General features: G+C 43.0%; 17 protein-coding genes and 1 other RNA gene. 11 read left to right on the forward strand and 7 right to left on the reverse strand.

Annotated elements, in window-relative coordinates; translation table 11 throughout:
- The first annotated feature begins 100 nt into the window (after positions 1-100).
- Both EXT48_RS10500 and EXT48_RS10505 read left to right on the forward strand, forming a co-directional pair.
- The gene (locus EXT48_RS10500) at positions 101-1,357 is read left to right on the forward strand and encodes an aromatic amino acid transport family protein (RefSeq protein ID WP_130164430.1); all 1,257 of its coding nucleotides are present in this window, start codon (positions 101-103) and stop codon (positions 1,355-1,357) included.
- A 208-nt stretch (positions 1,358-1,565) separates the two neighbouring features.
- Complete coding sequence (locus EXT48_RS10505; RefSeq protein ID WP_130164431.1) at positions 1,566-5,771, forward strand: DEAD/DEAH box helicase; 4,206 nt, start codon at positions 1,566-1,568, stop codon at positions 5,769-5,771.
- Here the strand turns inward: EXT48_RS10505 and EXT48_RS10510 are convergent.
- Both EXT48_RS10510 and EXT48_RS10515 read right to left on the reverse strand, forming a co-directional pair.
- Positions 5,755-6,861 (reverse strand): amidohydrolase family protein, encoded by a 1,107-nt coding sequence (locus tag EXT48_RS10510; RefSeq protein ID WP_130164432.1) that lies wholly within the window; start codon positions 6,859-6,861, stop codon positions 5,755-5,757. The two genes, EXT48_RS10505 and EXT48_RS10510, sit on opposite strands and share 17 nt — an antisense overlap.
- 23 nt (positions 6,862-6,884) lie before the next feature.
- Positions 6,885-7,202, reverse strand: a complete 318-nt coding sequence (locus EXT48_RS10515) for a DUF962 domain-containing protein (RefSeq protein ID WP_095727714.1) — start codon at positions 7,200-7,202, stop codon at positions 6,885-6,887.
- 103 nt (positions 7,203-7,305) lie between these two features.
- Here EXT48_RS10515 and EXT48_RS10520 point away from each other — a divergent pair, with 103 nt between their 5' ends.
- Positions 7,306-7,779, forward strand: a complete 474-nt coding sequence (locus EXT48_RS10520; RefSeq protein WP_039492389.1) for a hypothetical protein — start codon at positions 7,306-7,308, stop codon at positions 7,777-7,779.
- 86 nt (positions 7,780-7,865) lie between these two features.
- Here the strand turns inward: EXT48_RS10520 and EXT48_RS10525 are convergent, their stop codons facing one another.
- Positions 7,866-8,771 (reverse strand): OmpA family protein, encoded by a 906-nt coding sequence (locus EXT48_RS10525; protein WP_130164433.1) that lies wholly within the window; start codon positions 8,769-8,771, stop codon positions 7,866-7,868.
- 164 nt (positions 8,772-8,935) lie between these two features.
- Here EXT48_RS10525 and rnt point away from each other — a divergent pair, with 164 nt between their 5' ends.
- Positions 8,936-9,610 (forward strand): ribonuclease T, encoded by a 675-nt coding sequence (gene rnt, locus EXT48_RS10530; protein ID WP_010375437.1) that lies wholly within the window; start codon positions 8,936-8,938, stop codon positions 9,608-9,610.
- A gap of 46 nt (positions 9,611-9,656) precedes the next feature.
- On the opposite strand, the gene EXT48_RS10535 is transcribed toward rnt, so the two are convergent.
- A complete protein-coding gene (locus EXT48_RS10535; protein ID WP_130164434.1) occupies positions 9,657-11,309 on the reverse strand; it encodes a DUF342 domain-containing protein in 1,653 nt (550 codons plus the stop codon).
- Between the two features lie 689 nt (positions 11,310-11,998).
- On the opposite strand from EXT48_RS10535, the gene ssrA reads away from it, so the two are divergent.
- Both ssrA and EXT48_RS10545 read left to right on the forward strand, forming a co-directional pair.
- Positions 11,999-12,355: a transfer-messenger RNA gene (gene ssrA, locus EXT48_RS10540) on the forward strand.
- Positions 12,356-12,585: 230 nt separating this feature from the next.
- Complete coding sequence (locus tag EXT48_RS10545) at positions 12,586-15,324, forward strand: AAA domain-containing protein (protein WP_130164435.1); 2,739 nt, start codon at positions 12,586-12,588, stop codon at positions 15,322-15,324.
- A 69-nt stretch (positions 15,325-15,393) separates the two neighbouring features.
- Here EXT48_RS10545 and EXT48_RS10550 read toward each other — a convergent pair whose 3' ends face one another.
- Complete coding sequence (locus tag EXT48_RS10550; protein WP_130164436.1) at positions 15,394-16,143, reverse strand: hypothetical protein; 750 nt, start codon at positions 16,141-16,143, stop codon at positions 15,394-15,396.
- A gap of 290 nt (positions 16,144-16,433) precedes the next feature.
- Here EXT48_RS10550 and EXT48_RS10555 point away from each other — a divergent pair, with 290 nt between their 5' ends.
- The 4 genes from EXT48_RS10555 (at position 16,434) to EXT48_RS10570 (ending at position 22,693) form a co-directional block, all read left to right on the forward strand.
- The gene (locus tag EXT48_RS10555) at positions 16,434-17,351 is read left to right on the forward strand and encodes a hypothetical protein (RefSeq protein WP_130164437.1); all 918 of its coding nucleotides are present in this window, start codon (positions 16,434-16,436) and stop codon (positions 17,349-17,351) included.
- 594 nt (positions 17,352-17,945) lie between these two features.
- On the forward strand, positions 17,946-20,654 hold the full coding sequence (locus EXT48_RS10560; protein ID WP_130164438.1) for a CHASE domain-containing protein: 2,709 nt from the start codon (positions 17,946-17,948) through the stop codon (positions 20,652-20,654).
- Positions 20,655-20,781: 127 nt separating this feature from the next.
- On the forward strand, positions 20,782-21,555 hold the full coding sequence (locus EXT48_RS10565) for an ABC transporter substrate-binding protein (protein WP_130164439.1): 774 nt from the start codon (positions 20,782-20,784) through the stop codon (positions 21,553-21,555).
- Positions 21,556-21,652: 97 nt separating this feature from the next.
- Positions 21,653-22,693, forward strand: a complete 1,041-nt coding sequence (locus EXT48_RS10570) for a tetratricopeptide repeat protein (protein WP_130164440.1) — start codon at positions 21,653-21,655, stop codon at positions 22,691-22,693.
- A gap of 66 nt (positions 22,694-22,759) precedes the next feature.
- On the opposite strand, the gene grpE is transcribed toward EXT48_RS10570, so the two are convergent.
- Together grpE and EXT48_RS10580 are read right to left on the reverse strand one after the other, a co-directional pair.
- On the reverse strand, positions 22,760-23,371 hold the full coding sequence (gene grpE, locus EXT48_RS10575) for a nucleotide exchange factor GrpE (RefSeq protein WP_010375425.1): 612 nt from the start codon (positions 23,369-23,371) through the stop codon (positions 22,760-22,762).
- Positions 23,372-23,436: 65 nt separating this feature from the next.
- Entirely contained in the window at positions 23,437-24,372 is a 936-nt protein-coding gene (locus EXT48_RS10580) for an HrcA family transcriptional regulator (protein WP_205992066.1), read from the reverse strand.
- Positions 24,373-24,462: 90 nt separating this feature from the next.
- On the opposite strand from EXT48_RS10580, the gene nadK reads away from it, so the two are divergent.
- Entirely contained in the window at positions 24,463-25,347 is an 885-nt protein-coding gene (gene nadK / locus EXT48_RS10585; protein ID WP_130164442.1) for an NAD(+) kinase, read from the forward strand.
- Positions 25,348-25,380: the final 33 nt, after the last annotated feature.

The raw sequence follows: 25,380 nt of genomic DNA on the forward strand, positions 1-25,380 counted from the left end.
ACCGCATAACTCCTCGGAGTAGACGGTTTATACATGCAACACTTCGTCATTTTTTATATGATGCGCTCGATTATAATTCTAAATCCAGGACAACAAGTATATGAGTAATTCCTCTGAAGCGACGATGGAGATGAATACCATCAGCGATGGGCGCTGGACCCAACACGACACCCATTGGGTGTTAAGTTTATTTGGCACTGCGGTCGGCGCAGGTATTTTATTCTTGCCAATTAACATTGGTATTGGTGGTTTTTGGCCACTACTAATCATGACCGTGCTTGCCTTCCCTATGACCTTTCTAGCACACCGAGGATTGGCACGGTTCGTCCTTTCATCAAAGCAAAAAGATGCCGATTTTACGGATGTAGTAGAAGAGCACTTCGGCGCAGGTGCTGGCCGTTTAATTTCCTTACTTTACTTTTTCTCTATTTTTCCTATTTTGCTTATTTATGGTGTTGGCCTAACCAATACCGTCGACAGCTTTATCGTCAATCAACTTGGCTTTGAGTCACCATCTCGTATTTTGCTCTCTGGTTTGCTCGTTGCTGGCATGATTGCCATCATGTTAGGCGGCGAAAAGCTGCTACTGCGTGCTTTTGCTATTTTGGTTTACCCACTGGTTGGGGTATTACTGTTTTTGTCACTCTATTTAGTGCCTAACTGGCAAATGCCAGTGGTAAGCACGCCTGATATTGCGAGCTTAACCGAATTGCTTTGGCTATCCGTTCCTATCGTAGTATTTTCATTTAGCCATGCAGCCGCCATTTCTAGCTTTGCTAACGTACAGCGTCGTCACTACAAAAGTGAGGCAGTTCAAAAATCAGAAGCGATCCTTCGTACGACCTCCATTATGTTGATAGTGTTTGTTTTGCTATTCGTATTCTCCTGCGTATTCTCTTTAACACCAGAACAAATGGAAGAAGCAAAATCGGCGAACGTGTCTGTTTTATCCTATTTAGCTAACGTGTATAACAATCCATTTATTGAAATGCTTGGCCCTCTTGTGGCATTTATCGCGATTACTTCGTCTTTCCTAGGTCACTTCCTTGGTGCACGTGAAAGCTTTAACGGCCTTGCAACCAAGCAAACGAGCATGAGCTACAAGCTTGCTGATAAGCTAGGCGTGGTATTTATGTTTATTGCTATTTGGGTTTGCGCCGTATTAAACCCAAGTATTTTGGACATGATGGGAGCTATCTCAGGCCCGATCATTGCGATGATCTTGTTTATCATGCCAACCATTGCCGTGTTTAAAGTACCGGCACTACAAAAATACAAAAGCCACATTGGCACTTACTTTGTACTATTCGTCGGCTTGCTGGCGGTTTCTGCATTACTATATAACATGCTAGGCTAACCAAAAGGGAGGCATCGCCTCCCTCATCTCCCTTTCTTTCTTGTTGCTTATCCTCATGGCAGTCCAACCTATATATAGTACTAGTTTTCAGTGCATTGAATGAACCACCACAGCCCAAAGACGGACTTTGGCTTTGCTTGTCTTCGTGGCAGTCCAACCTTTATTATGGTAGTTTTCAGTGTCTTAAATTGAATACGATAACCAAACGATGAATTTTGACTTTCCACCAGCAATTAACGAAGAAATCACAGCGCTAATCAATCAAGTGCATAACCTACCTGTGCACGAGCAAACGCTGTTGAGTGTGCTGGCGGTCGTCTATAAACCCGTTTCAGCAATCAAACTCAAACGCCTAGTTCAAGCACTCGTGGCAAAAGAGATCATCCCTGAAAATGATTTTGAACAAGGTGTAAGTCATAGCCAAATTATGAAATGGCGCTCAAACGGATTAGTGACTTTTAACGAAGATGGAGTGCAAATAAATCTAAAACTCGCGACCAGTTTAAGCCATCGAGTCATGGCTGACGGCCAGTTTTTAGCAATCCTTAACGCTGCTGAAGAGTTTATCCCTGTACTGAATGCTTATGAATGGGAGCGCCAATTTGCCGATGAACAGCGACTCATTCGAGACTTTTTATTTATCAATCAACTACCAAAAGCCCGCAATCATTTAGGACTGGCGAAAGACCCACAGGCGGTGTGTCATAAGACCAATCAAGTGCTATTACCACTGTATTTTTATCCTTTTTCAGTTGAAGGATTTTCGGCGCTTGCTGATGACTTGCAATATCAAGCTTTTGCAACTTTGCTCTATACCTTACTACAAGGTGGTCACAGCATTAGCTATGCACTTGAAATACTCACACAGGTTCAAGCCAAGACACAAAGCACGCTACTGACCTGTTTATTAGCAGAATATCAAATCTATACCCTACAATTGGATAAGGCTCAGGCGTTGGTAGCCAATATCCAAACCGCTTATAGTTCACAAATTATGGCGAGCATTGCTTTTTTACAACAACACGACAACCTTATCGTTTGTTTTGAACAAGCACTAAAAGCAAAAGACAAAATCACCAAACGTAAAAAACAGTACCTAGGTAGAACACTGGGTTTGTTTCATAAGTTGGCGTTATTGCAACAAGCCAATAGCCATGATGCCGCATTATTTGACACCCTCTCGCAACAGCTTGAGTTTGCAAGCCAAGACAGCAAAGCACCTTATAACAACTTCTTTGCCAATAACGTGCTGTTATACTGCGCGGAGAGCTTGTCGCAAAACAGTAGCTACAGCAGCGCCCATTTAAATTATTCAAGTCTGAAGAAATCTCATGTTTTTGACTATTACTTAGGTCGCTTACTCGACTGCTTTGCACACTTCTGGTGTAATCAAAGCTTAGATGCCAAAGCACTTACCAATCTCGACGACTGCATCGCAACGTTTGAGCGGCTCTCTTTACCTCTTTTTGCTGGGCTTGCAAAGCAGTTGATGCTGGCAATGCACGGTGAGCAATATCCGCTTGCGTTTAATCCCGAGCTGAATGTTAGCCATCTCGTTGCCAAAAAGACGGCGTGGGATCTGGCACTGGACAAGCTTATTGCGCTAAACCCGAACGCAAATACCAGCCAAGAAGTTGACGAACAATTTCGCCTGATTTGGCAAATTAGGCAAGGTCGCTTTGATATTGAGTTTTTAGCACGCGAGCAAAAACGGGGTAAAACAGGCTGGGGAAAAGGTAAGCCGATTTCCTGCAAACAACTGAAACAGCACCCTGAGCAATTTAGTTATATCAGCCAGTCTGATAAAAAGCTGATCGAAGCCATCGCACCACAGTCAGGTTATGGCTACAATGCTCGTGCGGACTACGCCCTTGCGGGAATTCCCGCGTTAAAAGCCGCAGTCGCCGCCACCAACCTATACCATGAAGAAGACTTAAAACAAGCCATTACCATTGCCGAGAAATCTCCCGAGTTACACATCCGTCAACATGGCGACGATCTGCTACTCTCTATTCCAAATTTACCCAGCTATTTTGGTCAACCGCAAACCTACTCATTTATTCAGCAAGCTGAGCATCACTACGAGTTTATTGTGTTTAACCAATCACATATACAGGTCGCTGAGATTATTGGTGAATCCGGATTAACCGTACCTGCCAGTGCAAAACAAAAAGTGCTGTCGAGTATTAAAGCCATCGCACCTTATCTTAATGTACAGTCTGATTTAGCTGATATAGATACTGGGCTGGATAGTATCGAGGCGCAATCGGCGCTCGTTATTAACATTCAACCTTATCATCAAGGCCTCGATTTTCACTGTGTGGTCATGCCCTTTGGCGAAAAAGGGCCGATTTTTCATCCCGGGCACGGTATTGCCACTGTCAGCGCCGAGATCAATGGTAAACGCTTATCCACCACCCGAAACTTGCTACTTGAGCAGCAAAGACTGGATGAGTTAGATACGCACTGCCCGCTATTTTTGGAAATGACGGATAATCGCTTAAGTTTAGCTGAAATGGACGAAGCGCTAGAGGTGTTGCAAGAACTTGAGCTGGTGATCAATCAAGAGCCTTGCCCTATGGCGCTCAAGCTCAGATGGCCTAAAGGTAAAAAGGTTAAGCTCAGTAGCAAGCTCGAAAGCCAACATTTGCAACTTGCCATGAGCAAGAAAAATGAATGGTTCGATATGACCGGCGAGCTACAAGTAAGTAATGACCAAGTTATCGAACTTAAACAACTTCTCAAAATGGTTGCCACCAGCAATGGCCGCTTTATTGCGCTGGATGGTGAGCAAGTACTCGCCCTTTCAAGTGAGTTAAAAGCGCAACTTGACCAGCTCAATAACGCAACCGAAGGCGGAAAATTTCACCCGCTAGCTGCGCCGTTAATTGCTGAAGCCACTACCGGAATGCGGATGAAAACCTTGCCGGCTTGGGAAGAGCAAAACGAAAAAATGCAGCAAGCCGTCGCATTGACTCCAACGCTTCCTTCAACATTACAAGCCGAGCTGCGCGACTACCAGCAAGCGGGATTTGACTGGGCAATGCGACTTGCCCATTGGGGTGCAGGTGCGTGCCTTGCCGATGATATGGGATTGGGTAAAACCATCCAAGCGCTGGCGATGATATTGGCCCGAGCCAATGTCGGCCCAACGCTTGTCATCGCGCCAACATCGGTCTGCTTCAACTGGCAACAAGAAATCCAAAAGTTCGCTCCAACCTTGTCGGTGAAACTCTTTTCTGACTATCCACATTCTGATGCCAGAGCTGAGATGCTGAGCAACTTGCAACCACTGGATTGTGTGATATTAAGCTATGGCCTGCTACAGCGCGAAGTTGATATCTTAAAGCCTATAGCTTTTGAAACCATTGTCGCCGATGAAGCCCAAGCGCTAAAAAATCCTTTAGCAAAACGTACTCAAGCCGCCTGCGCGCTCAAAGGCAAGTTTAAGCTGATCACCACAGGGACCCCAATAGAAAATAACCTCACAGAGCTGTGGTCACTCTTTCGTTTTGTAAACCCGGGGTTGCTCGGTAACCTCAAACGCTTTAGCGAAAAGTTTTCCGCCCCCATTGAAAACGCCAATGAAGATAAGCTCGCAGCACACCGTGCCCGTAAAGGCCTCAAACACCTGATCCAGCCTTTTATTCTGCGCCGTATGAAGCATCAGGTATTAACCGAATTGCCACCACGCACTGAGATCAATGTACCAATTCAATTGAGCCAAGAAGAACAAACCTTTTACGAAGCGCTGCGCCAAAACGCCATTGACGAAATTTCACAGTCAACACAGCAAGACAGTGCCAATGAACAACGCTTTAAAATGCTGGCAGCACTAACCCGCTTGCGCCAAGCCTGTTGTCATCCAAAACTGTTAATGGCAGAAAGTCAGATAACCAGCTCGAAATTGGCGGCATTGGATGAGCTTCTGACTGAGCTGCAAGAAAACAATCACAAGGCACTTATATTCAGTCAGTTTGTAGGCCACTTGCAACTCATTAAAGCTCGCTTGGAAAAACGGGGGATCCAGTTTCAGTATTTAGATGGCAGCACCCCAAGCAAAGCTCGTCAGCAGGCCGTGAATGCCTTTCAAAAAGGTGAAGGCGAGGTATTTTTAATTAGCCTCAAAGCCGGCGGCTCTGGTTTGAACCTTACCGCGGCAGATTATGTTATTCACATGGATCCTTGGTGGAATCCTGCGGTTGAAGAGCAAGCATCAGACCGCGCACATAGAATGGGACAAACACGCCCCGTTACTATTTATCGCTTAATTGCCAAAGGCACGATTGAAGAACAAATTGTCGAGCTCCATCACCATAAAAAAGACCTCGCAGATCAATTGCTCGCGAACACCGATAAAGTGATGAAACTAGACGTAAACGATGTGCTATCCATGCTCAAGGAGACGCTATAATACAAATCTCTGGCGCGCGATAAGGTAAATCTAACAGCGAAAAATAGTTTTGACCTAAGGCGATCTGGCGAAAGGCATTATCGTCAAGTTCGGCGAGAATTCGACTATTGATATCGACTTCTTCTAAATAATCGAAAAAGCGTTTATTTTTACTAGCGACGAAATCACTGCCTGGCAAAAAGCGCTCAGCATGGGCATTAATAAATTCAACATACTGCCCCTGAATTTTCGGGTCGCTAAAATAATAGTCGTACAAAATTCGCCATGACAGATCGGCCTTTAAGTTTTTATATAGGGAGAATAACCGCTCCATGGTGTTTATGTGCAGCTCTGGGTCAATTTGGCTTAGCTCTTTTGAGACTCCCATGTGCATCCAAATAATATCATTATCAGGATAGCGTTTTAACACTTCCTCAAGCAAAGGTAAGTATTTAAGTGGCGTGTTGTTATCGCCCAAGTCAGCGTGCAGAGCAAGCGGAATACGCTTTTCTTTTAGCACAGCCATAAATGGCTGCCACTTGGCGATAGTCTCTTTATCTACCGCTTGATGGCCGTTACCAAAATGCGCCGCTTTGACTAAATTCACTTCTCCCATCCAACGAAATAAGCCACCAAACTCGTCTTCTAGTAGTGCCATTTTTGGCAAAATAGTCTCTGGTTTGTGTAAGTCAGCAAAGGTCATAGACAAGGTAATATGCACGTTATCTGCGCCATATTTAAGATAATTGCTCGCATTTTTAAAGTCATTTTGAATGCTGGGTGAAATCAACTGGCTGTAGCACCCACGCTCACCAAAGCAATCAGGCTTTCGCTCGTAGGTTTGACCAATGCCATAAACGTTGATAAACACCACTCCCGCACGCTCTGCCCAAGTAACGAGCTTATCAAATGGGACCGCATCTCCCCGAAATGGCTGAAAATGGTGATGAGAATCAACGGCAAAATAACTAGATTGCGCCTTGCGGTCGTAGCACTGAGTATTATCTACACTAAAAGTTGCTAGCGTGCGTGTGCCAGTGGCTGACACACTTTGGCAACCAGCCAGTAAAACGGCACAGCTCATAGCAATAACACTTTGTTTTACATTCATTTTTATTATCTACTGAGTCTCCTTTACCAAGGTACTTTACCACGGATAATGTCCTTGTACATGACCCAGTCACCCATCAAGCTATACAGTGGATATTGAAATGTCGCAGGCTTATTTTTTTCAAAAAAGAAATGCCCCACCCAAGCAAAACCATAACCCGCGATTGGCAACAACCATAGTAAAGACCAATATGCAAAAACCAGCGCAAAGAGCAAAACCAAGAGCACTAAGGTTGAGCCAATAAAATGCAAGCGACGACAGGTTTTGTTTTTGTGCTCCGCGAGATAATAAGGGTAAAACGATGCAAAAGAATTGAACTCTTTGTTATTATTTTTGGTCATGAGAGTATGCGATTCGTTATTCGACTGTAATACTCAGCATAGTGCAAAGTATTTACGTTGAAAATAAAAAAGGAATGAGCGTGGCAACAGGCTCAAAAACAGTATGTTGAAACCCCTAATGATGATCACCGCTGCTATGCTGCTCCAAGCTTGCAACGACACCGCCCCAACTACAAAATCAGAGGCAACGATGAATGCACAAAGTAACATTCAATGCAGTGTGAGTAAGGGTTCTGACTCAGGTATGACCTACCCCATTAATTTCACTTTTACCAACGCAGGCCATAATGATGAAAAGTTTCTAATTTGGCATACCCCTTTTGAAGGCTGGTGGAGCCAATTTTTAGAGGTAACACAAAATGGTAAGTCGCTTAATTATCAAGGACCCATGGCGAAACGACTCGCGCCCTCAGCTAATGAATTTATGACCCTAAATGCTGGGCAAAGTAAAAGCGTAGAATTAGATTTAGCACTGGCTTATGAGATAAACACCGCACAGCCCATTACCATCACCTATCACAATCAGCTCAGTCATGCCGATGCATTAAAAGCGTCATGTAGTACGGTATTAGAATAAAACCGATATCAGCACCGTGTCTCGGCTCGTAGGTCGGCTTTTAAGCCGACAACTTAACCCAACAACCAACAACCCCAGCCCCAACGTCAAGGTCTTGAAATTTGGATCACGACTCGACGGTTCTTACCACGACCAATGGCGTTGTCGTTGGTATCAATATGGCGTTTTTCGCCAAAGCCGTCAGTCATAATCTTATTCTCTTCAACCCCTAGGCTCGCCATATATGATTTAATCGCCTCGGCACGTTTCTTTGACAATCTCAGGTTGGTATCACGGCCACCGTAACTATCGCTATAAGCCGAAATATAAATTTGCTCAATTTTCGGGTCATTTTTAAGGTATTCGCCGATCATATCTAAGCGTTTGCGTGACGACTTTGTCAGTTCACTGGAATTTTTTTTGTAATTCATCACCGTAAAAGCGATGTCTTCAAAGCTGTATGGCAACAAGTTATCGCGACACTGTAAGAACGCCCAATATGCCTGTTTAAAGTTCACTGATGACAAAGAAACTGAGATTTTATCTATGTCGTTGTGCCAATCTTTATAATAAAAAGTGGGAAAGTAGCCCTTTTCAAGCTCAGTCAGCAACTGCCACGCGATGTCATTTTCAAGTTCACCGTCAAATTTTTTCAGTAATTTCATTTGACCGATACTTCTTGCCGGTTTGCCGGCTCGCCAAAGCGGTGGGACCGATTCAAGTCCTGCAAAATCGTAACTTTCAGGACGTACCATCATATCTAGGTTAAAGGTTAAGTCTTTATTTTTACTGGCATTACTTGAAAATATAGCTTCACCGTAATACGGGACTTCATGATTAAGCGCACAACTCAAACGATTGTTTTGGTCAACATTCCAATGTGATGAATCAGCTTCGGCAGCGTATTGCCGCATTGCAGCCTCGCTATTAAAGGTAATGGCGCATAACGATATACCAACCCAACCTACTGATTTATATAACTTGATCACCCCACACCTCACAACATCAACCATTAATCTACACTCGTTCAGCACGCCAAAAGCTAGAGCTTATCTCTACCAATTCGCGCTATTTAGAGTTAAGCAATAAATGTACCATACTAAGCGCACTCAAGCTGCTCGCTTCTTGTCGAGGTATCAGTATAATAGGCCGCTAAATTTCACAAACCAAGAAGATTATGTCTGATACCGAGCAAACGCTATTTTCAAAACGCTTTCGCGGCTTCTTTCCTGTAGTTATCGACGTGGAAACCGCTGGCTTTAATAAAGATACTGACGCCCTACTAGAAATTGCCGTCAGTATGTTAAAAATGGACGATGACGGGGTATTAAGCTTAGATCAGACAGTACACTTTCATGTTGCGCCTTTTGAAGGTGCAAATATTGAGCAAGCTGCGATTGACTTTAATGGCATTGATCCATTTTCACCACTCAGAGGCGCAGTTGCAGAAGATGAAGTGCTGAAAGAAATTTGCAAAGCCGTGCGTAAAGCCCAAAAAGCCGCAGGCTGTCAGCGCTCCGTTGTCGTTGCCCATAATGCCGCTTTTGATCACGGCTTTTTAAATGCAGCGATTGAGCGTAACAAGATAAAGCGCACACCTTTTCACCCATTTGTCAGCTTTGATACCACATCACTTGCAGGGCTTGCTCTAGGCCAAACGGTGCTTGCAAAGGCATGTCGTGCAGCAGGTATCGAGTTCGACAATAGTCAAGCGCACAGCGCACTTTACGACACAGAACGCACCGCAGAGCTCTTTTGCTACATAGTCAACAAGTGGCAAGCATTAGGTGGTTGGCCATTACCAGAGCCTGAAGCCGAGTCAGAACCTGAGTCAACAACCGACACCGAATAATAAAAATGCCAGCAAATCCAGCTGGCATTTTTATAAGTGCTCGTTTTTAAGCTATTTCTGCGGTTTTGGCCGTCGTAAACTGTTGCATGATTTTACCTTCATGCAATTTAACGAAATTAGGCGGGTAAATTCGCGAAAACAGTTTAGTGTCTTTCGCTATTTTTACTTCGGTTCCGGGGTGCATTAGCTCATTGACCGTGACTCGACTCAAGCGTGCTAATCGATGTATTTTTTGCTGTATTAAACCGATGTTACGTTGATTACGGCCATAATGTTTATTTATCTGCGCTTCGCTGTGCTGCAACTTGGCAAGATATGCATCTCGTTTTTGCGATTGCGGCGACGCCTGTGCTTTATTCATGGCTTGTTTAATATCGATGACTTTGGACGCCAGCACCTTTTCCAGCTCCACTAATTCGCGGTGCTTATCGTGCAAACTATCCCAGTCTTGGGCTAGTGAAATACGTGTTCTTGTGCCGGATGGTGCCCCAAGTTCACCCGTTTCTATACGCATGGCATCCAATACATTTCCGCCAATCAGTTTGCCTCTAGGGGTTTCACCTTTACCTACTTTGATTAAACGCTTGGAAGCCAAATCACAATGCAAAGCTTGACGTTCAATGAGAATATCTTGTTCGCTTTCAATTCGGCAGTACTGCGCATAGCCTAACGAAATACTGCGCTTTGCTTTAATTGAACATGAAAAAGGTTCACCTTCAGTGCGCTTACGGCCAATTGTGCCAAGCATTATCGTAACAGCGCTACCACTTTCAAGAATAGCCGACTCCACAAAACCAATAACAGTAATATCGCCCGAAGCCTTCACACGCATTCCATCTTTAATATCACCGCTCACAATCACGCTGCCATCAAACTCAACATGCCCTGTCGTCACATCAATGTTTTCATAGCACAGCACATCGTCAACGCGCATACCTCGAGGAATGGCTACTGGCACACCTTTTGAATCGGCAATAAGCAGGTTTTTATCGTTGGGGTCGAGCTTGGTGCCTTCTGACACCTCAAGTGGTGCGTCTTTGCCTGGTTTTGGATCAATCACATCACCAAACACGGTATAACCCGGCTCGCCTTCAGTTGGCGGGACTTTTTTCATTAATGGGCTGCCCGGTTTTACGGTGATGATAGCACCTAAATTGCGCATATCGACCTTACCGCCGCTCGATTCTTGTGGGCTGAGCACTCTGTCCTGCGCTGTCATACACAGGCGCACAAAACGTGCGTCATTGCCATCTTTGGCTCGTTGACCATGCGCAACAATACCATTGTAAGTGTGTCCAGGAGGGAGTTCTAACTGCTGACCGAGAAGATTATCGAGGGCTTTGCCACTGACGCCTTTTTTAATACCCGCTTGTTTTAATGCTTGTTTGGCCTTGTTCATACAAACCAGCTTACCACCACGGGCTGTGGTCACTCTCGCTTCAGCAAGCATGTTGCCTTCTTCAATACGCACCGAAATAGAAGCATCGATAGCGCGAGCCACAATCAGCGAGTCCTGCTCGGGCGCCTCACTTGCGGTAAATAATTGACCTATATTGGCATGAATGATTTCAAAATCCGCATATGGCGACCCCTCTATCATCTCAACTAGCTGAGACGAGCTCGCCGGAAATCCGGATTCCACAGGATGAGAGAGTAAGTAGACATAGCCCTCATCCTCATCAAAACGAAATAATGACATTCATCAACCCTGAAAAGTATGCACGATCTTATTGTTATGTTGTTATTTTTAATGCAGCGAACTCATTTGAGCATAACTTCGCCAAATTGTTAAGCTTAACATCACCTGAACTGCTACAAAATATAAATGAATGTAAATCAACCTGTGCATTAAAAAGACAACTTATTATTTTCTTTAGATTTATCGGCTTTACGGTGCAAAGCTTTAGGTAAATTAAGATATTTCAAGCTTAGTTTCGACAAATTAATAACTAAGTCTCACCAGCGTTTGCGTTTGGCCACAGATAGGGTAATTTCAATCCATGCGAAAAGAAAATGAATTTTTTGGGGACAACCACGACAAAATACATACATCTCTGTTTTACCGACTCTAATAACTACCCACACGTAAACGTTTGCTATCGACAGCTCAAGGGCTAGCCAAAGCTTAATCTCATCACGCACTGTGTAAATCAACTTGATGTGAGTGCAGCGGATTTAGGGTTAACGATCATACAAATCCAAACAATAAACTCAGTTACCTCACCCTATATTTGTCTCTATGTGTATTTATCGGTGAGATATTAAGCAAATACACATCTCCCAGCGTAAATCACATGCTAAGCCATTGTAATGGCATTAATCCTATGTATAATGCGAGACATAGTTAGTTGTTAGATGTATAAACACTAACAGTACTGAATTTATTCAGGGGCTGATTAGGATTCGACGGGATTCAAGAAGCCTAAGGTGCATGTCGAGGTGCGGCTGGCCTCGTAAAAAAGCCGTATTTAAAGTAATCGCAAACGACGATAACTACGCTCTAGCGGCATAATAGCCCGCTAGCACTCCTCCATGATATTCTTGTGGATCTGGTTCTGGAGTGTCACCCTACACAAGATCGCTACGGAAACCCTGGCCGGGGTTGAAGGGCTAAAACTAAGCGGCCTCGCCTTTACTTATCGTGTTCGTCCGAGATTTAAAGGTTAACCAAAAGACGATACTAAACATGTAGGACCGAAGGTCGACGCTTTCCGGACGGGGGTTCAAATCCCCCCAGCTCCACCAATAAATAAGCCTCCGCATTTGCGGGGGCTTTTTTGCAAATAAAATAGCGAATGAATTCCTATAAACAGCGGACACTAACTTTAGCTAAAAACCAATTACGCTACAGAGATATCGGAAGTACTTGCTAAGTTGCTCACTGCTCTTTCTACACACTGAAAATAAAGTGTTATTTTGTTTGAGTTAACCTAGAATGCGAACTGCTCATTTTAGGCTCAAGGATTGCAAATAACGTGGATGAACATCAGGTACTAATTCTTACTTTGTATCAAGGAAGGTGGATTGATAAGACAAAAAATATCAAATCTCTTGAACCTTACCGTGGCGGCTTCAATGTCGAGTTTGAAAATGGGACATATCGGTATGGTCATTCAAAAATAAAAGTGTTCCGCAACCCCGTCGAGGTAGATACCAATGGATGTGAGATTTTCGTTCATAACATGTCTCTGAGTACGGGTACATATGAGGTTTTGAGGTTCTCTGAGCACTTTTGCATATTTGAAAATGGCAAGAAAAAGTTTTACCCGATAGGAGCAGTTTCCTTCGTGAAAAATATTCTTCAGTCGCCCAATGCGTTGGGAATTGTTGATTACTATTCAAAGCTTGCAGAGCTGAAGCAAGAAGAAAAAGAATCTAAACACTTACACTATTACTATTCAAGAAAGCTTCGTTTGATCTCCGATGAATCAATAGCGGCAAGGTTTATAGACAACTCCACACCAGCTACTATAGAGCACAATGAGGCACTGATTTTTCCATTCGGCGTTAATCTCTCTCAACGCACAGCATTAAAGAGAGCTTTAAGCTCACAACTGAGTTTAATCCAGGGACCTCCAGGTACAGGCAAAACGCAGACTATTCTGAACCTGATAGCCAATTTAGTTATGCAAGGTAAGTCTGTAGCAGTCGCAGCAGGAAATAACTCCGCCGTAGCAAATGTTTTCGAGAAGCTAGAAAAGTCAAATCTTGGTTTTTTGGCAGCTACACTTGGGAGCAAGCAAAATGTCACGTCATTCTTTAGTAATCTGCCCAATAGGCCAGATATGTCTGACTGGCAATTATTACCCTCTGAGCAAGCTTCTACAAGACAATCATTAATCAAGCTGGATATGCGAATAACACAGCTTTTAGAGAGCAAAAACCAGCTTGCAAAAGAGAAGTCGTACTTAGATAAGTTGGCATTAGAAAAGCGGTATTTCAATAAGAGTTTTGACACGACGCCTTTCGAGTTAGATAGGCTATCGATATTTCAAAGATGGCAGACTCCTGAAGTACTTAAATTTATGGCAGACTTTGAATACCACTCACAACTAGGATCTCTGACTTGGAAGACCAAACTAAAGTGGCTATTCAAGTATCGAATATACAAGTTTGAGGAGCTCAGTGAGTTTGACCTAAGTGTATTCAGGCGTCTTGTAAGTACCTTTTATCAAACGAAAATTGAAGAGACTGAACAGGTAATAAGGGTATTGCAACAGCAGCTTGATAGCGAGGGATTTGATACGCTGTTAGAAAGGCAAACTGACCTGTCCATGAAGTTATTCAAGTCTTTTGTCGCTGAAAAGTACTCAGATACAGAATTTAAAGAAACCAATGCTAGTAGTTACAATAAACGTGACTACCAAGATTTTGTGACCCAATTCCCTGTTACTTTGAGTACGACTGATTCATTAATGTCAAATAAGCCTGACGCCGTTTTGTTTGACGTCTTGATCGTCGATGAAGCCTCACAAGTGAATTTACTGTCAGGCTTTTTAGCTATGTGCTGTGCTAAGAACATGGTTGTTGTAGGTGATACAAAGCAGCTTCCTCATATCGCAAAAGAAAAGCGACAAGTTGATATTGAGCATTTGCATGGAGAAACATCACCATACAATTACAAACGAAACAGTTTGTTAGCAAGCCTGATTAAATTGTTTCCATTAAGCCCGACAACACTGCTTAAAGAGCACTATCGCTGTCATCCTAGAATTATCGAGTTTTGTAACCAAAAATTTTATAACGGTGAACTCATTGTTATGACTGATGGTATCACTGAACCATTTCAAATCGTCAAAACAGAAAAAGGAAACCATGCTGCACCTGTTTTAAACAGTAAAGGCTTAATAAACCAAAGAGAAATTGACGTTATAGAGCAAGAGGTTTTGCCCGTTGAGCTGGCACATACATCTTCAGAGAATATTGGTGTTATCACCCCCTACCGTCCGCAGGCTAACAAATGCAACGATCATTTTGGGCAAAGAGGTATAGATGCTGACACTGTTCACAAATTTCAAGGCCGTGAGAAAGACACTATCATTTTCAGCACTACCGCCAACAAAATAAATAAGCATATTGATCAACCTGAATTAATCAATGTCACTGTGTCGAGAGCAAAAAACCGACTGACCTTCGTTTCATCGCAGAGCCTTGTTAAAGAGAGTGGCACAAATATTGGTGACTTGATGCGTTACATCGAATATCAATCGGAATCACAAGTTATCTACGAAAGTTCTGTTGTTTCAATATTCGATTGCCTATACCGCGAGTACTCAGAAAAGCTCAACGCATTTATGACCCGTGTAAGGAGAAGCTCGGAGTTTTTATCTCAAGATTTAATGTCAGCATTGATAGACGAGTTACTCAATACGGGTGATTATTCGTGCTTAGCGTATAAAAAAGACTATCCGCTGTCTTTTTTGTTCAGCAAGTTCGAGCACTTTACAAACCGAGAGGCTGAGTTCATCCAGCACCCTTCCAGTCATGTCGACTTTATCGTCTACAACACCATGGACATGCTGCCAGTGTTAGCGATAGAAGTTGATGGATATACCTTTCACGACTTAAATCCGCTCCAGCTTGACAGAGACGCAATTAAAAACAGTATTTTTAACAAGACTCAGCTACCTCTGTTCAGGTTCTCGACCAAAGGCAGTTCAGAAAAAGACAGGCTGAAAGCGTTACTAGCCCCATGGAAAGCTCGAGCTAATTGAAAAGTAATCAGACATGTTAATTTAGCCTTTCATGCTTTGATGGTTGAAACTCATTTTTTTGAGTAATCTTCATAAAATAGCTGAACACCTTTGACTGAAAGTTAAGCTTAGTCGCTTCATGTATAGCTCAAATAGATCGAGTTTTTTACGCTGTCCTATATATCCAAAACATGAACTAAATAAAGCAGTTAACAGCAAAAACACTCTAAACAACTCAGCAGCACCCGCTTTTTCAACGAAATTTTTGCTTAGTGTAAAACAGTTATCAACATCTGGATCAGAGAAATATTCATCAAGCTTTTTTTGAGTACTTTTTCCTTTGTACGACCCTACTATGTCTGAACAGTATGACGTAGAAAACTCCACCTTTTCGTTTTCCAATAACCTTACAATTGGACGTTTATAGTTCTTATACAGCTCTTCAAATACACGCTTTCCCTCAGCGCCACAAATATCCAACTCAATACAGACTGATGCAAAATCGATATTGTTGCGCGTCATGTTGAACCGATCAATGTCACAGTTTAATGATATCGTCCTATCTTCACGTTCTTTGCGTATATACATAGTGCAAAGATTTACGGGCACAGACACTAAACCTTCTTCCTTCGCTGGTGTTCTGCTATATTCAAAACCTACGTCAAACCCTTTAAATATGTCCTTGCCCAACACTGCTTGAGAGACACCTATTAATGGCTCTGCTTCAACAGATAACCAGCTGACTAAATCTCCTACGAGTTCATTGTGTTCCTCTGGCGTTAGGTGTAATTTTAAACTACCAGCTTTCTTGAATACATCCTCTAACAGTGCTTCAAACATAGGTGTCTCCTTTTTTAGTATGTGATGAAGTTAACTTTTAACACTGCTTAACAGGACAATCCTATTTTCGCTTGCCGTTTGTAGCAACACTAAATCACTATTTTTTGCTCCAAAATCGTAACAGCTTACCACTTGAATTTAACCATTTAATTTCATGTAAAGGTAAGGAAAATTACTTCCACGTCCCAATATGATAACAACAGCTGTCACACTAGATTCGAGTATGAATCTGTAATATCTTGGAAAACAAGAATTCATCTAAACTATGCTACGGATAAATCTCAAATTTTATGGCTATTTTCTCAAAAAAGAACGCATCTCTTATTGCTGAAATCCAATCTCTAGCCGCTAATAATAGGTCAAACCTGAGTGACTTATTGCGCAAGTGCTTAATTGTCTCAAAAAAGTTAAAATTAAAAGGCTTCGAAGAGTGGATTTATGGTGAGCTCGAAGGATATCCAGATCCCGCCTCTGTACCTACCTATAGAATGGTTCGATGCACCATGCATTTACACAACCCTGTTAATGGGTTAATTCCGTTATCAATCAAAGACCCAAAGCTCGAAACATACTTTACATCTGTGCCAATTGTACAATCATTGAGTTCACTGGAGTCACTTAGAGATAAGCACGTAGATGGATACCTAACTTTACCATTAAGCGGAAAAGATATAGCGTTAATCAAATCACTAATTAATACACATGGTATGCCGCCAGTCAGGCGCGCAGGGGTTTCAAATGTTGACTCAATCTTAGATGCTGTAAGGAACAACATATTGAAACTAGCACTAGACTTTGAAGAAGCAGGCATAAAAGGAGAGAATATGAGCTTTACCACGGAAGAAAAAAAGCAAGTTACTGAGCTACAAAATGTATCTATCGAAAATTTTCAGGGAATATTAGGGCCTGTAACAAATAGCACAGTCACTCAAAACAACGCTATCGAGATCAAGAAGCAGGATTTTGAGTCTCTGGCGGCATACCTGAAGACAGAGTTAAACGTAGGATACGGCGATATATCCATTCTAAAAACCGCTATTGATGCTGACCAAAATGAACAAAAGGCTGTAAAGGGAGAGTTTGGCCCTAAAGTCAGTGAGTGGATCGGCACAATGGTTACTAAAGCAGCTTCTGGAGCGTGGGGAGTAAGTATCGCCACAGCTGGAGGTTTCCTAGCTAATGCACTTACCAAATTTTACGGATTCTAACGCCTAAAAAACCTAACGTTAGAGAGAAAATTATATTCACCAATAACAGTTTCAGTAAGATGATTAATAGCCTAACTCTCAAGGTGAGAGATAGGCTATTTTATTAGATTTCTGCGATTTCACAAATCTTCATGGTTCATATACCTACTGGTCTTAGGCTCAAATCTACGCTTCTTATGACCAAGTGAAGTGTCCTGCAAAATGTCTTCGATTTTCGCCATTTCATCGAATAATTGGTTCAACTCATTTTCCGTAAGCTCCACCAAATTTTAGCGTTTTAAAACAGCCAGTTAGAGCAACATGCTTTGACTGGCTTTTTTGTTTTCGGGGCAAACATCCACATTTCATCCTAAAAAGTGTCCACATAGTGACCACATTTATATAAAGCCCAAAATCCGCATATGTATTTTAGCTTTTAAGGCTACGGGACTTAGCCAGCCTTAATCTACAATTTATCCAAATAACAATTCATAATATGTCTTTCATGAGCCAATTTAGGCATAAATTCAGCATTGTCACTTCACCGTAATCACTATCAATTCAATGCTATCTGGACTAACATATTGGTTAGATTTAAAGCGTAAGGAATATAGCGTGTCGTTAGCGAATGCTCACACAGTTCGCCAAAGCCGATTTTTGCCACTTGTAGCTGCACTACTTGTGTTGGTTGGCAGTATGCTTTACGGGCTGGTGTTATATGAGCAAGAAAAGGAGCATCATGCTGAAAAGGTAGCGGCGGCACTTGCCTCACGGCTTGACCATGTGACTGAGGGTGTGAACGAGCGCGTTACGCTGTATTGGTACGGTATTTTGGGGCTTCGCACTGCAATTTATGCGAACCAGCAACACAGCTTTGACTATCAAGCGATGCAGCGTTATATCAGGTCGTTTGACTTCCAAGCGGAATATTCTGGGGCTCGTGGCGTAGGGATCATCAAATATGTCCCCGTCGATAACGTAAGTAGCTTTGTGCAACAAGCACAAGCTGAGCGTACTGACAGAACGTTCTCCATAAAAACGCTAAACCCACATAACACCAGCAAATTTGTTATCCAGTATATTGAGCCTGAAGTAAACAATGATAAAGCCGTGGGCTTGGATATAGGCTCCGAAGCTAGTCGCAGAACGGCGGCGATAGAAGCTGCTACTGCCAATGAACCGAGACTTACCGCTCCAATTACCTTAGTGCAAGCCGACAATAAAATTAAATATGGCTTTTTGATACTCGCCCCAATTTATAGCTCTATTGGTATGGCGGAAAATGAAGAAAATCGCTTAGACAACTTAGTTGGTTGGACTTATTCCCCGTTACTTATCGATGAGATCTTATCGACTTTGCTGTCTTTTCGACAAGATGTTTCGATTCAAATTTCCGATGTAACCAATAACGATGAAAACACGCCATTTTATCAGGTGCTAAAAGAAGATGTTAAAGAGTTGGATAACTCAGTGGCTAAACAGGTCAACTTGTTTGGTCGCACTTGGGAAGTAAAAATTTGGCCAACTCCGCAGTTTATCCGTTCACTCAATCTCGTCTCTCCTAATACCATTTTACAGGTCGCGTTGCTGGTCTCTGCGCTATTGGCAATCATCACTTATATTTTGCTTTTAAGTTTTACCCGTCAGCGTCTAGCAGAAAAGGAAAAGCTAGCAGCAGAAGAAGAAAGAGCACAATCCCTTGCTAAACTAAACTCGTCATTAGAACAGGAAGTCAAAGCACGAACTAAAGAAATCGTAAAATACAGCCAACTTCACACCAGTATTGTTGAAGGTTCGGGTTATGCCATTGTTGCCACCGATCCTGACGGTATCATTACCCAGTTTAACCCCGCAGCTGAACGTCTATTAGGGTACAAAAAAGATGAACTCATTGGTAAATCATCCCCTGCCATTTTTCATCTTGAGGAAGAGGTCGTAGCAAGAGCAAAAACGTTAACGGAAGAGCTTGGCAGAGTCATTGAACCTGGATTTGAAGTCTTTGTCGCCAAAGCCAAGCAAGGTGTGGTAGATACTAGCCGATGGACTTACGTCACTAAGCAAAACCAATACGTGCAAATTAAGCTGAACGTAACAACATTGACCGACGAGCGCGGCAATGTTGATGGCTTTTTAGGTATAGCATTAGATCTCACCGAGCAGCTTAAGCACGAACGAGAACTCTCGCACGCCAAAGAAGCAGCTGAGCAAGCAGCTAAGGCAAAAGCCGTCTTTTTGGCGAATATGAGTCATGAAATACGAACCCCCATGAACGGCTTATATGGCACATTACAACTCTTAAAGTCGGAGCCACTCAACAGCACCGCCACTAACTTGCTTGAGAAAGCCACCTACTCAGTTAAGGCGCTTAACACCATCATCAACGATATTTTGGATTTCTCTAAAATTGAAGCCGGTAGAATTGAGCTTGAAGAACGGCCATTTAATATTGAGGTGCTGGTTGAACATCTGCGCTCAGACTTCTTAGTGTTGGCAAAAAACAAGGGATTAAAGCTTAAGATCCACGTTGAACTTGAGCATAAGTTTTGGCTTGGAGACGAGGTCAGAGTCAGGCAAGTGTTGCTTAACCTCTTGTCAAACTCCATTAAGTTTACTGATACGGGCAGCATTATTACCCATATAAAGCCGCTTCAAAATGATTCAGGTATGCTTATTACCGTTGCCGACACTGGCATAGGGATGACAGAAGCCACAATCAACAAACTCTTTTCACGATTTGAGCAGGCAGATAAGTCCACCACCAGAAAATTTGGTGGTACGGGGCTTGGTCTTTCCATTACCCGCTCTTTAATTGACTTGATGGGCGGCACAATTAAAGTAGAAAGTACCATAGGTGAAGGCAGCCTATTTAGCATCGAACTGCCCATGCAAAAATCTGAGGTTACGTCAGAACAACCAAAAGGCGACCAGCTAAAAGCAGCTGACTTGAGCGGCACATCTATATTGCTGGCTGAGGATAACCCAGTAAACCAGCTGGTAGTTCGCTCTATGATCAGTAAAGCCAATGGTGATATTGCGATTGCGAATAATGGTAAAGAGTCTATTGAACAATTCGAGCTAAACAAACCCGACTTAATACTTATGGATATTCAAATGCCTGAGATGGATGGCGTTGAGGCTTGCAAACGTCTTAAGAGCAAGGATCCCAATATCCCAATCATCGCATTAACTGCAAATGCTTTTCCTGAAGACAAAGCCTTGTACGAGCGCGTCGGATTTGATGGCTATGTTGCCAAACCCATAGAGCAGCTTGAGCTTATCAATACCATCGCGACCATACTCGCACATAGCCGTAATATGCAGTAGCTTTTACAGATATGAGAACCCTCTGTGGTTAGCAGTTACAAACTTAATCGTTTAACAAAGCACATGTACCTTTTTTAATTTACTGATAAAATAGTCAACCCCTACTTATCTGCAAGGATCGATCGCCATGAAATACGCTAGATCGTTTTTACTCAGTTTATTCATCGCGTTTTTAGCGTTCGAAGTGTCAGCCAAATGCGATAAAACTTTGCGTGTAGGAATGAACGAAACGCAGTGGCCTCCCTATATTTCTCGCAGCGGAGGCAATGTCTCTGGTATAGAAATTAATGCCCTCCACACCTTATTTAACAACTCTTCTTATTGCTTGGAATATGTTTTTTACCCCACCTCAGCACGAATGCTAACAGAGCTAAAAGCAGGCAAAGTAGACATGCTAATGGCCGCGACCAAAACCGCGACCAGAGCTAAGTTTGCGCACTTCACTACACCTTACCGCCTAGAAGTCATGGCATTATTCCAACATAAAGACAAACCAAAAATTGGCGGTGAAGTCGAGTCGTTGATCCTTGCAGGAAACACATTTGCACTGAATGCTGGCAGCTACTACGGTATGGCCTTTGAACAACTGATCCAAGACTTTTATAACGAGCAGCTGGTACACCTGCCCAATGCCGCTCGTCGCTTTAAAATGTTGAGTAAACAGCGAGTTGACTATGTTGTTGAAGATAAGCTCGCGGGCGAACACTTTATTCAAACCAAAGAGTATACCGATGTTATCTATTCAGGTATCGATGCAAATAAAACACCAGTTAGCTATATGCTGAGCAAAGTCAATTTAACTACTGAAGACCTTGAAAACATCAATCGGCTAATTGAATTGCACCAAAGTGAGCTCAGCAATTTGTTTTCTTTTCATCAAGTTCCCGCTCCCCATTTATAACTAAAGAGGCGACCTCTACATTGTTGCTTATCTTTGTATAATGCTGTTTATCGTAATTGATTTGGAACTATTTGTTACTGCCGACTACAGTTAGTAGATGCGCCAAAATGTGGTTGGGGTTTGCTTGGTTCGGTTTTTACTCTTTGTAACTTGTACATTTTATTTTTGCCAACACGCGTTGGCGAAAGACTTTTCATATTTTGAAAGTAAGCTAGACGAGGCCAGCGACTATTTAACAGTTAACCCTGCACAATCACTGATTATTCTCGACAGTTTAGAGCAACTGCAAGATGTACCTGTGCCGTTATTTATTCAGTGGCATTTGCTGAGCGCTCGTGCCTCTGTACCAACAAATAAAGTAGATAGGCTCTATACCTCAATAAACGCGACCTTTTTGTATCCGGATGACATGTTTTTTAAAGCAAACCTCCCTACCATTTTAAGTGCACTTGGGATTTGGTTACGCAGACAGGAGTATCTTGATGACGCTGATACTAGCCTCAAGTGTGCCTACAAATATGCAGAAAATGACCGCCAACGGCTTACGCTGACTAACAGTATGGCGCTAGTTGCTCGCAACCAAGATGACTATCAAAAAGCGAGAGCATTGTATACCAAAGCACGCAAATTGGCTGAGGAGTTAAAACAAACCCCAGTACTTGCGATGATCGAAAGCAACTTAGGTAGCCTCGCGCTTGATCAAGGCCGAATATTTGAAGCCGAGCAGTATTTTCGTCATGCCCTGCTCGGTTATCAAGCAGTTGATAAACGATCTGGTCAAATCTCAGCGGGTATTAACTTGATGTTTGTCTTTCTTATTCAAAAGCAAATCGTCAACTACGAACGTTTACAAGGGCCCACATCTACCCTAACCACAGCCTTTCCAAACGAATCAAAACAAGCTTGGCTACAATGGCTTGAGGCGCGCTATAAGCAGCTCGAAGGGGACATGCCCAACCAAAACACTAAGCAAGCGTTACAACTGGCATATACCCAGTTAGAAAGCGATAAAGTAAAACTGCTAGTGCATAGATATTTAGCAAAAGAGTTAGGCGTCGAAGTCACTGCCCCCCTCCCCATCACAGCTAAATCTTTTTCCAGTCCTTGGTTTGATAAAGTGAAACAGTGTAGTTGGTAAGCGAACACACTTGTTCCTAAACGCAAAAAAGCCGCTCAATGAGCGGCTTTTTCAAATTGGATTTGCTTATTCAGCAGCCTTAGACACCATAACCATCGCAGGGCGTAATAGACGGCCGTTTAAGGTATAACCTTTCTGCATCACAGCAAGCACTGTATTTGGTGATACATCATTGCTCGGCTGAATTGACATTGCCTGGTGTAACTCTGGGTTAAATGTTTCACCCTGTGGATTTACCGCTTCAACACCGAATTTAGCTAGGGCATCGGCAAATGTCTTGATAGTCATATCAATACCTTCAAGCACAGGCTTTAGCGTTTCGTTTTCTTTGTCAGAAAACTCAATCGCACGCTCTAGGTTATCGATTACAGGTAACAATTCGTTTGAGAACTTTTCTAGCGCAAATTTGTGTGCTTTTTCAACGTCCTGCGCTGCACGGCGACGAACATTTTCAAGCTCAGCGGCGGCGCGAACAACGCTATCTTTTTGTGAGTCGATAGTTTGCTTAGCGGTTTCTAGCTCAGCGTACAGACCAGCGATTTCTTCTTCTGGGCTTAACTCACCCGCATTTTCTGCCTGCTCTTCCTGAGTTTGTTGCTCTGCTTGTGCTTCTACAACTTCTGCTTCCGCTTGTGTTTGTTCAAGCTCTTGCTCTGGGGCTTTTGTCTGCTCAGACATGTGGTGATTCTCCGATTCTTTACAACTGCGGTAATTATGGGGATTGAAATGAGAGTTTCAACCCTTTATTGCGGCAATTTTTTGAATTCTGACAAGATGGCTTCGATCTTTGAATCCGCAGGGCAAATGACGCAAAAGCGACTTTGATATTCTCCTTTGGAGAAATACGGTACACTGAGCACCACTACGCGATGTAAACCGAGCATGCTTAGCTCTTCACCAAGTAACACGGATACACCGTCTTTAAACGCCAAGCGGTCTTCAACTTGGTCTAAAAATCCGACGCCAAGATTAATCTCTCTATCCAACTCTAAGCGGTTATATAAGTAACGCTCGCCGACAACAATCGCATTATCTGAGCCTAATTGCTGACTTAACTGCTTGGTCCACTGGGCCAAAATATGATGACAACTCGGTGGTGCACTGTGCGCCATGGCGCGCATTCGGTGCAACCCTTCAACTAAAGTTTGTTGACTGAATACGGTATTCATCCAAGCCGCAAACTGGTATCGCAACGCGTCGGAGTCATCTACGGGTTTATCAATACAAATATTGTGTGACTGCCCCGCTCTGTCTAACAGCAGAACCAGCCAATTTTTACGATCAAAATCGAGCACTTCCACACGGAACATTTGTTTGCTGCTAACTTGTGGTAATCCCACGCAGCAACAGACCTGAAAGTTTTGGCTCAATAAATGTGCAAAAGAGACTATTGCGGATTGATCAGGTTGCCAATGAACGGCAACATCAGCCAGAGGAAAAAACTCCTGTAGCCAGAATTTTACACCTTGATCGGTGGGCACGCGGCCAGCTGACGTGTGCGGCGAATACAATAAGCCTTGACTTTCAAGTCTTGCCATTGCATTGCGTACGGTTGCAGAACAAATAGCAAGGCCGTCCTGCTTTGCTATTTTGCTGGATGCAACAGGCTGCCCTTCACCATTACAATAATGGCGCATGACCGCACACAGAATTTGTTCATCTCTGGGATTTAGTTTCATAATTATTTTAATATGGGTGTCAATTGCCAGTTTCAAGCGCTACGCTTTTAATATAATCTTGCAACAAAGATACCAAGGACAAATGACTGAATGACGACCACGTTTAACACCATCGGCTTAATTGGCAAACCCAACCACGAAGGCGCGGGGACGACCTTACAACGACTCTACACATTTTTGCAAGCATTAGGATATGAAGTACTCGTAGAAGATCGCGTTGCGGAGCAAATAAAGTCGTTAGACGAAGACGCTGTTGTCGAGTTAGTTGAACTAGGTAAACGTTGCGATCTTGCTATTGTTGTTGGTGGTGACGGTAACATGCTTGGCGCAGCAAGAGTACTGGCTCGTTTTGATGTCGCCGTGATTGGAGTTAACCGCGGTAACTTAGGCTTTTTGACAGATTTGAACCCCGAAGGCTTCGAACCGCAGCTAGAAGCGGTGTTGAGCGGCCAATTTATTGAAGAGTCGAGATTTCTGTTGGAGGTGGCAGTATACCGACATCACCAACTTAAAAGTGCAAATTTAGCAATGAACGAAGCCGTATTACACGCTGATAAAGTTGCGCATATGATTGAATTTGAGGCTTTTATCGATGACGACTTTGTATTTTCTCAGCGCTCAGACGGTTTAATTGTCTCGACGCCAACGGGGTCAACCGCTTACTCGCTTTCGGGTGGTGGGCCTATTTTAACCCCCGAACTCGACGCTATTTCACTGGTGCCTATGTTTCCGCATACTTTATCTAGCAGGCCTCTGGTAGTGGACGCAGAAAAGGAAGTCAAACTCAAGTTAAGTCAAGAAAACACCGATAGCTTACAAGTAAGTTGTGACAGTCATGTTGTACTGGCAGTGCTACCTGGTGACGAAGTTATCATCAAAAAAGCGGAGAAAAGACTAAGATTGATCCATCCCAAATGCTACTCCTACTACAATGTTCTTAGACAGAAATTAAATTGGGGCAGTAGGCTTTACTAAGCACGCAAAGTTACGCAAAATAACCTTGGTTAA

Source organism: Pseudoalteromonas sp. CO348, assembly GCF_004208845.1.
GTDB classification, from domain to species: Bacteria; Pseudomonadota; Gammaproteobacteria; order Enterobacterales; family Alteromonadaceae; genus Pseudoalteromonas; species Pseudoalteromonas maricaloris.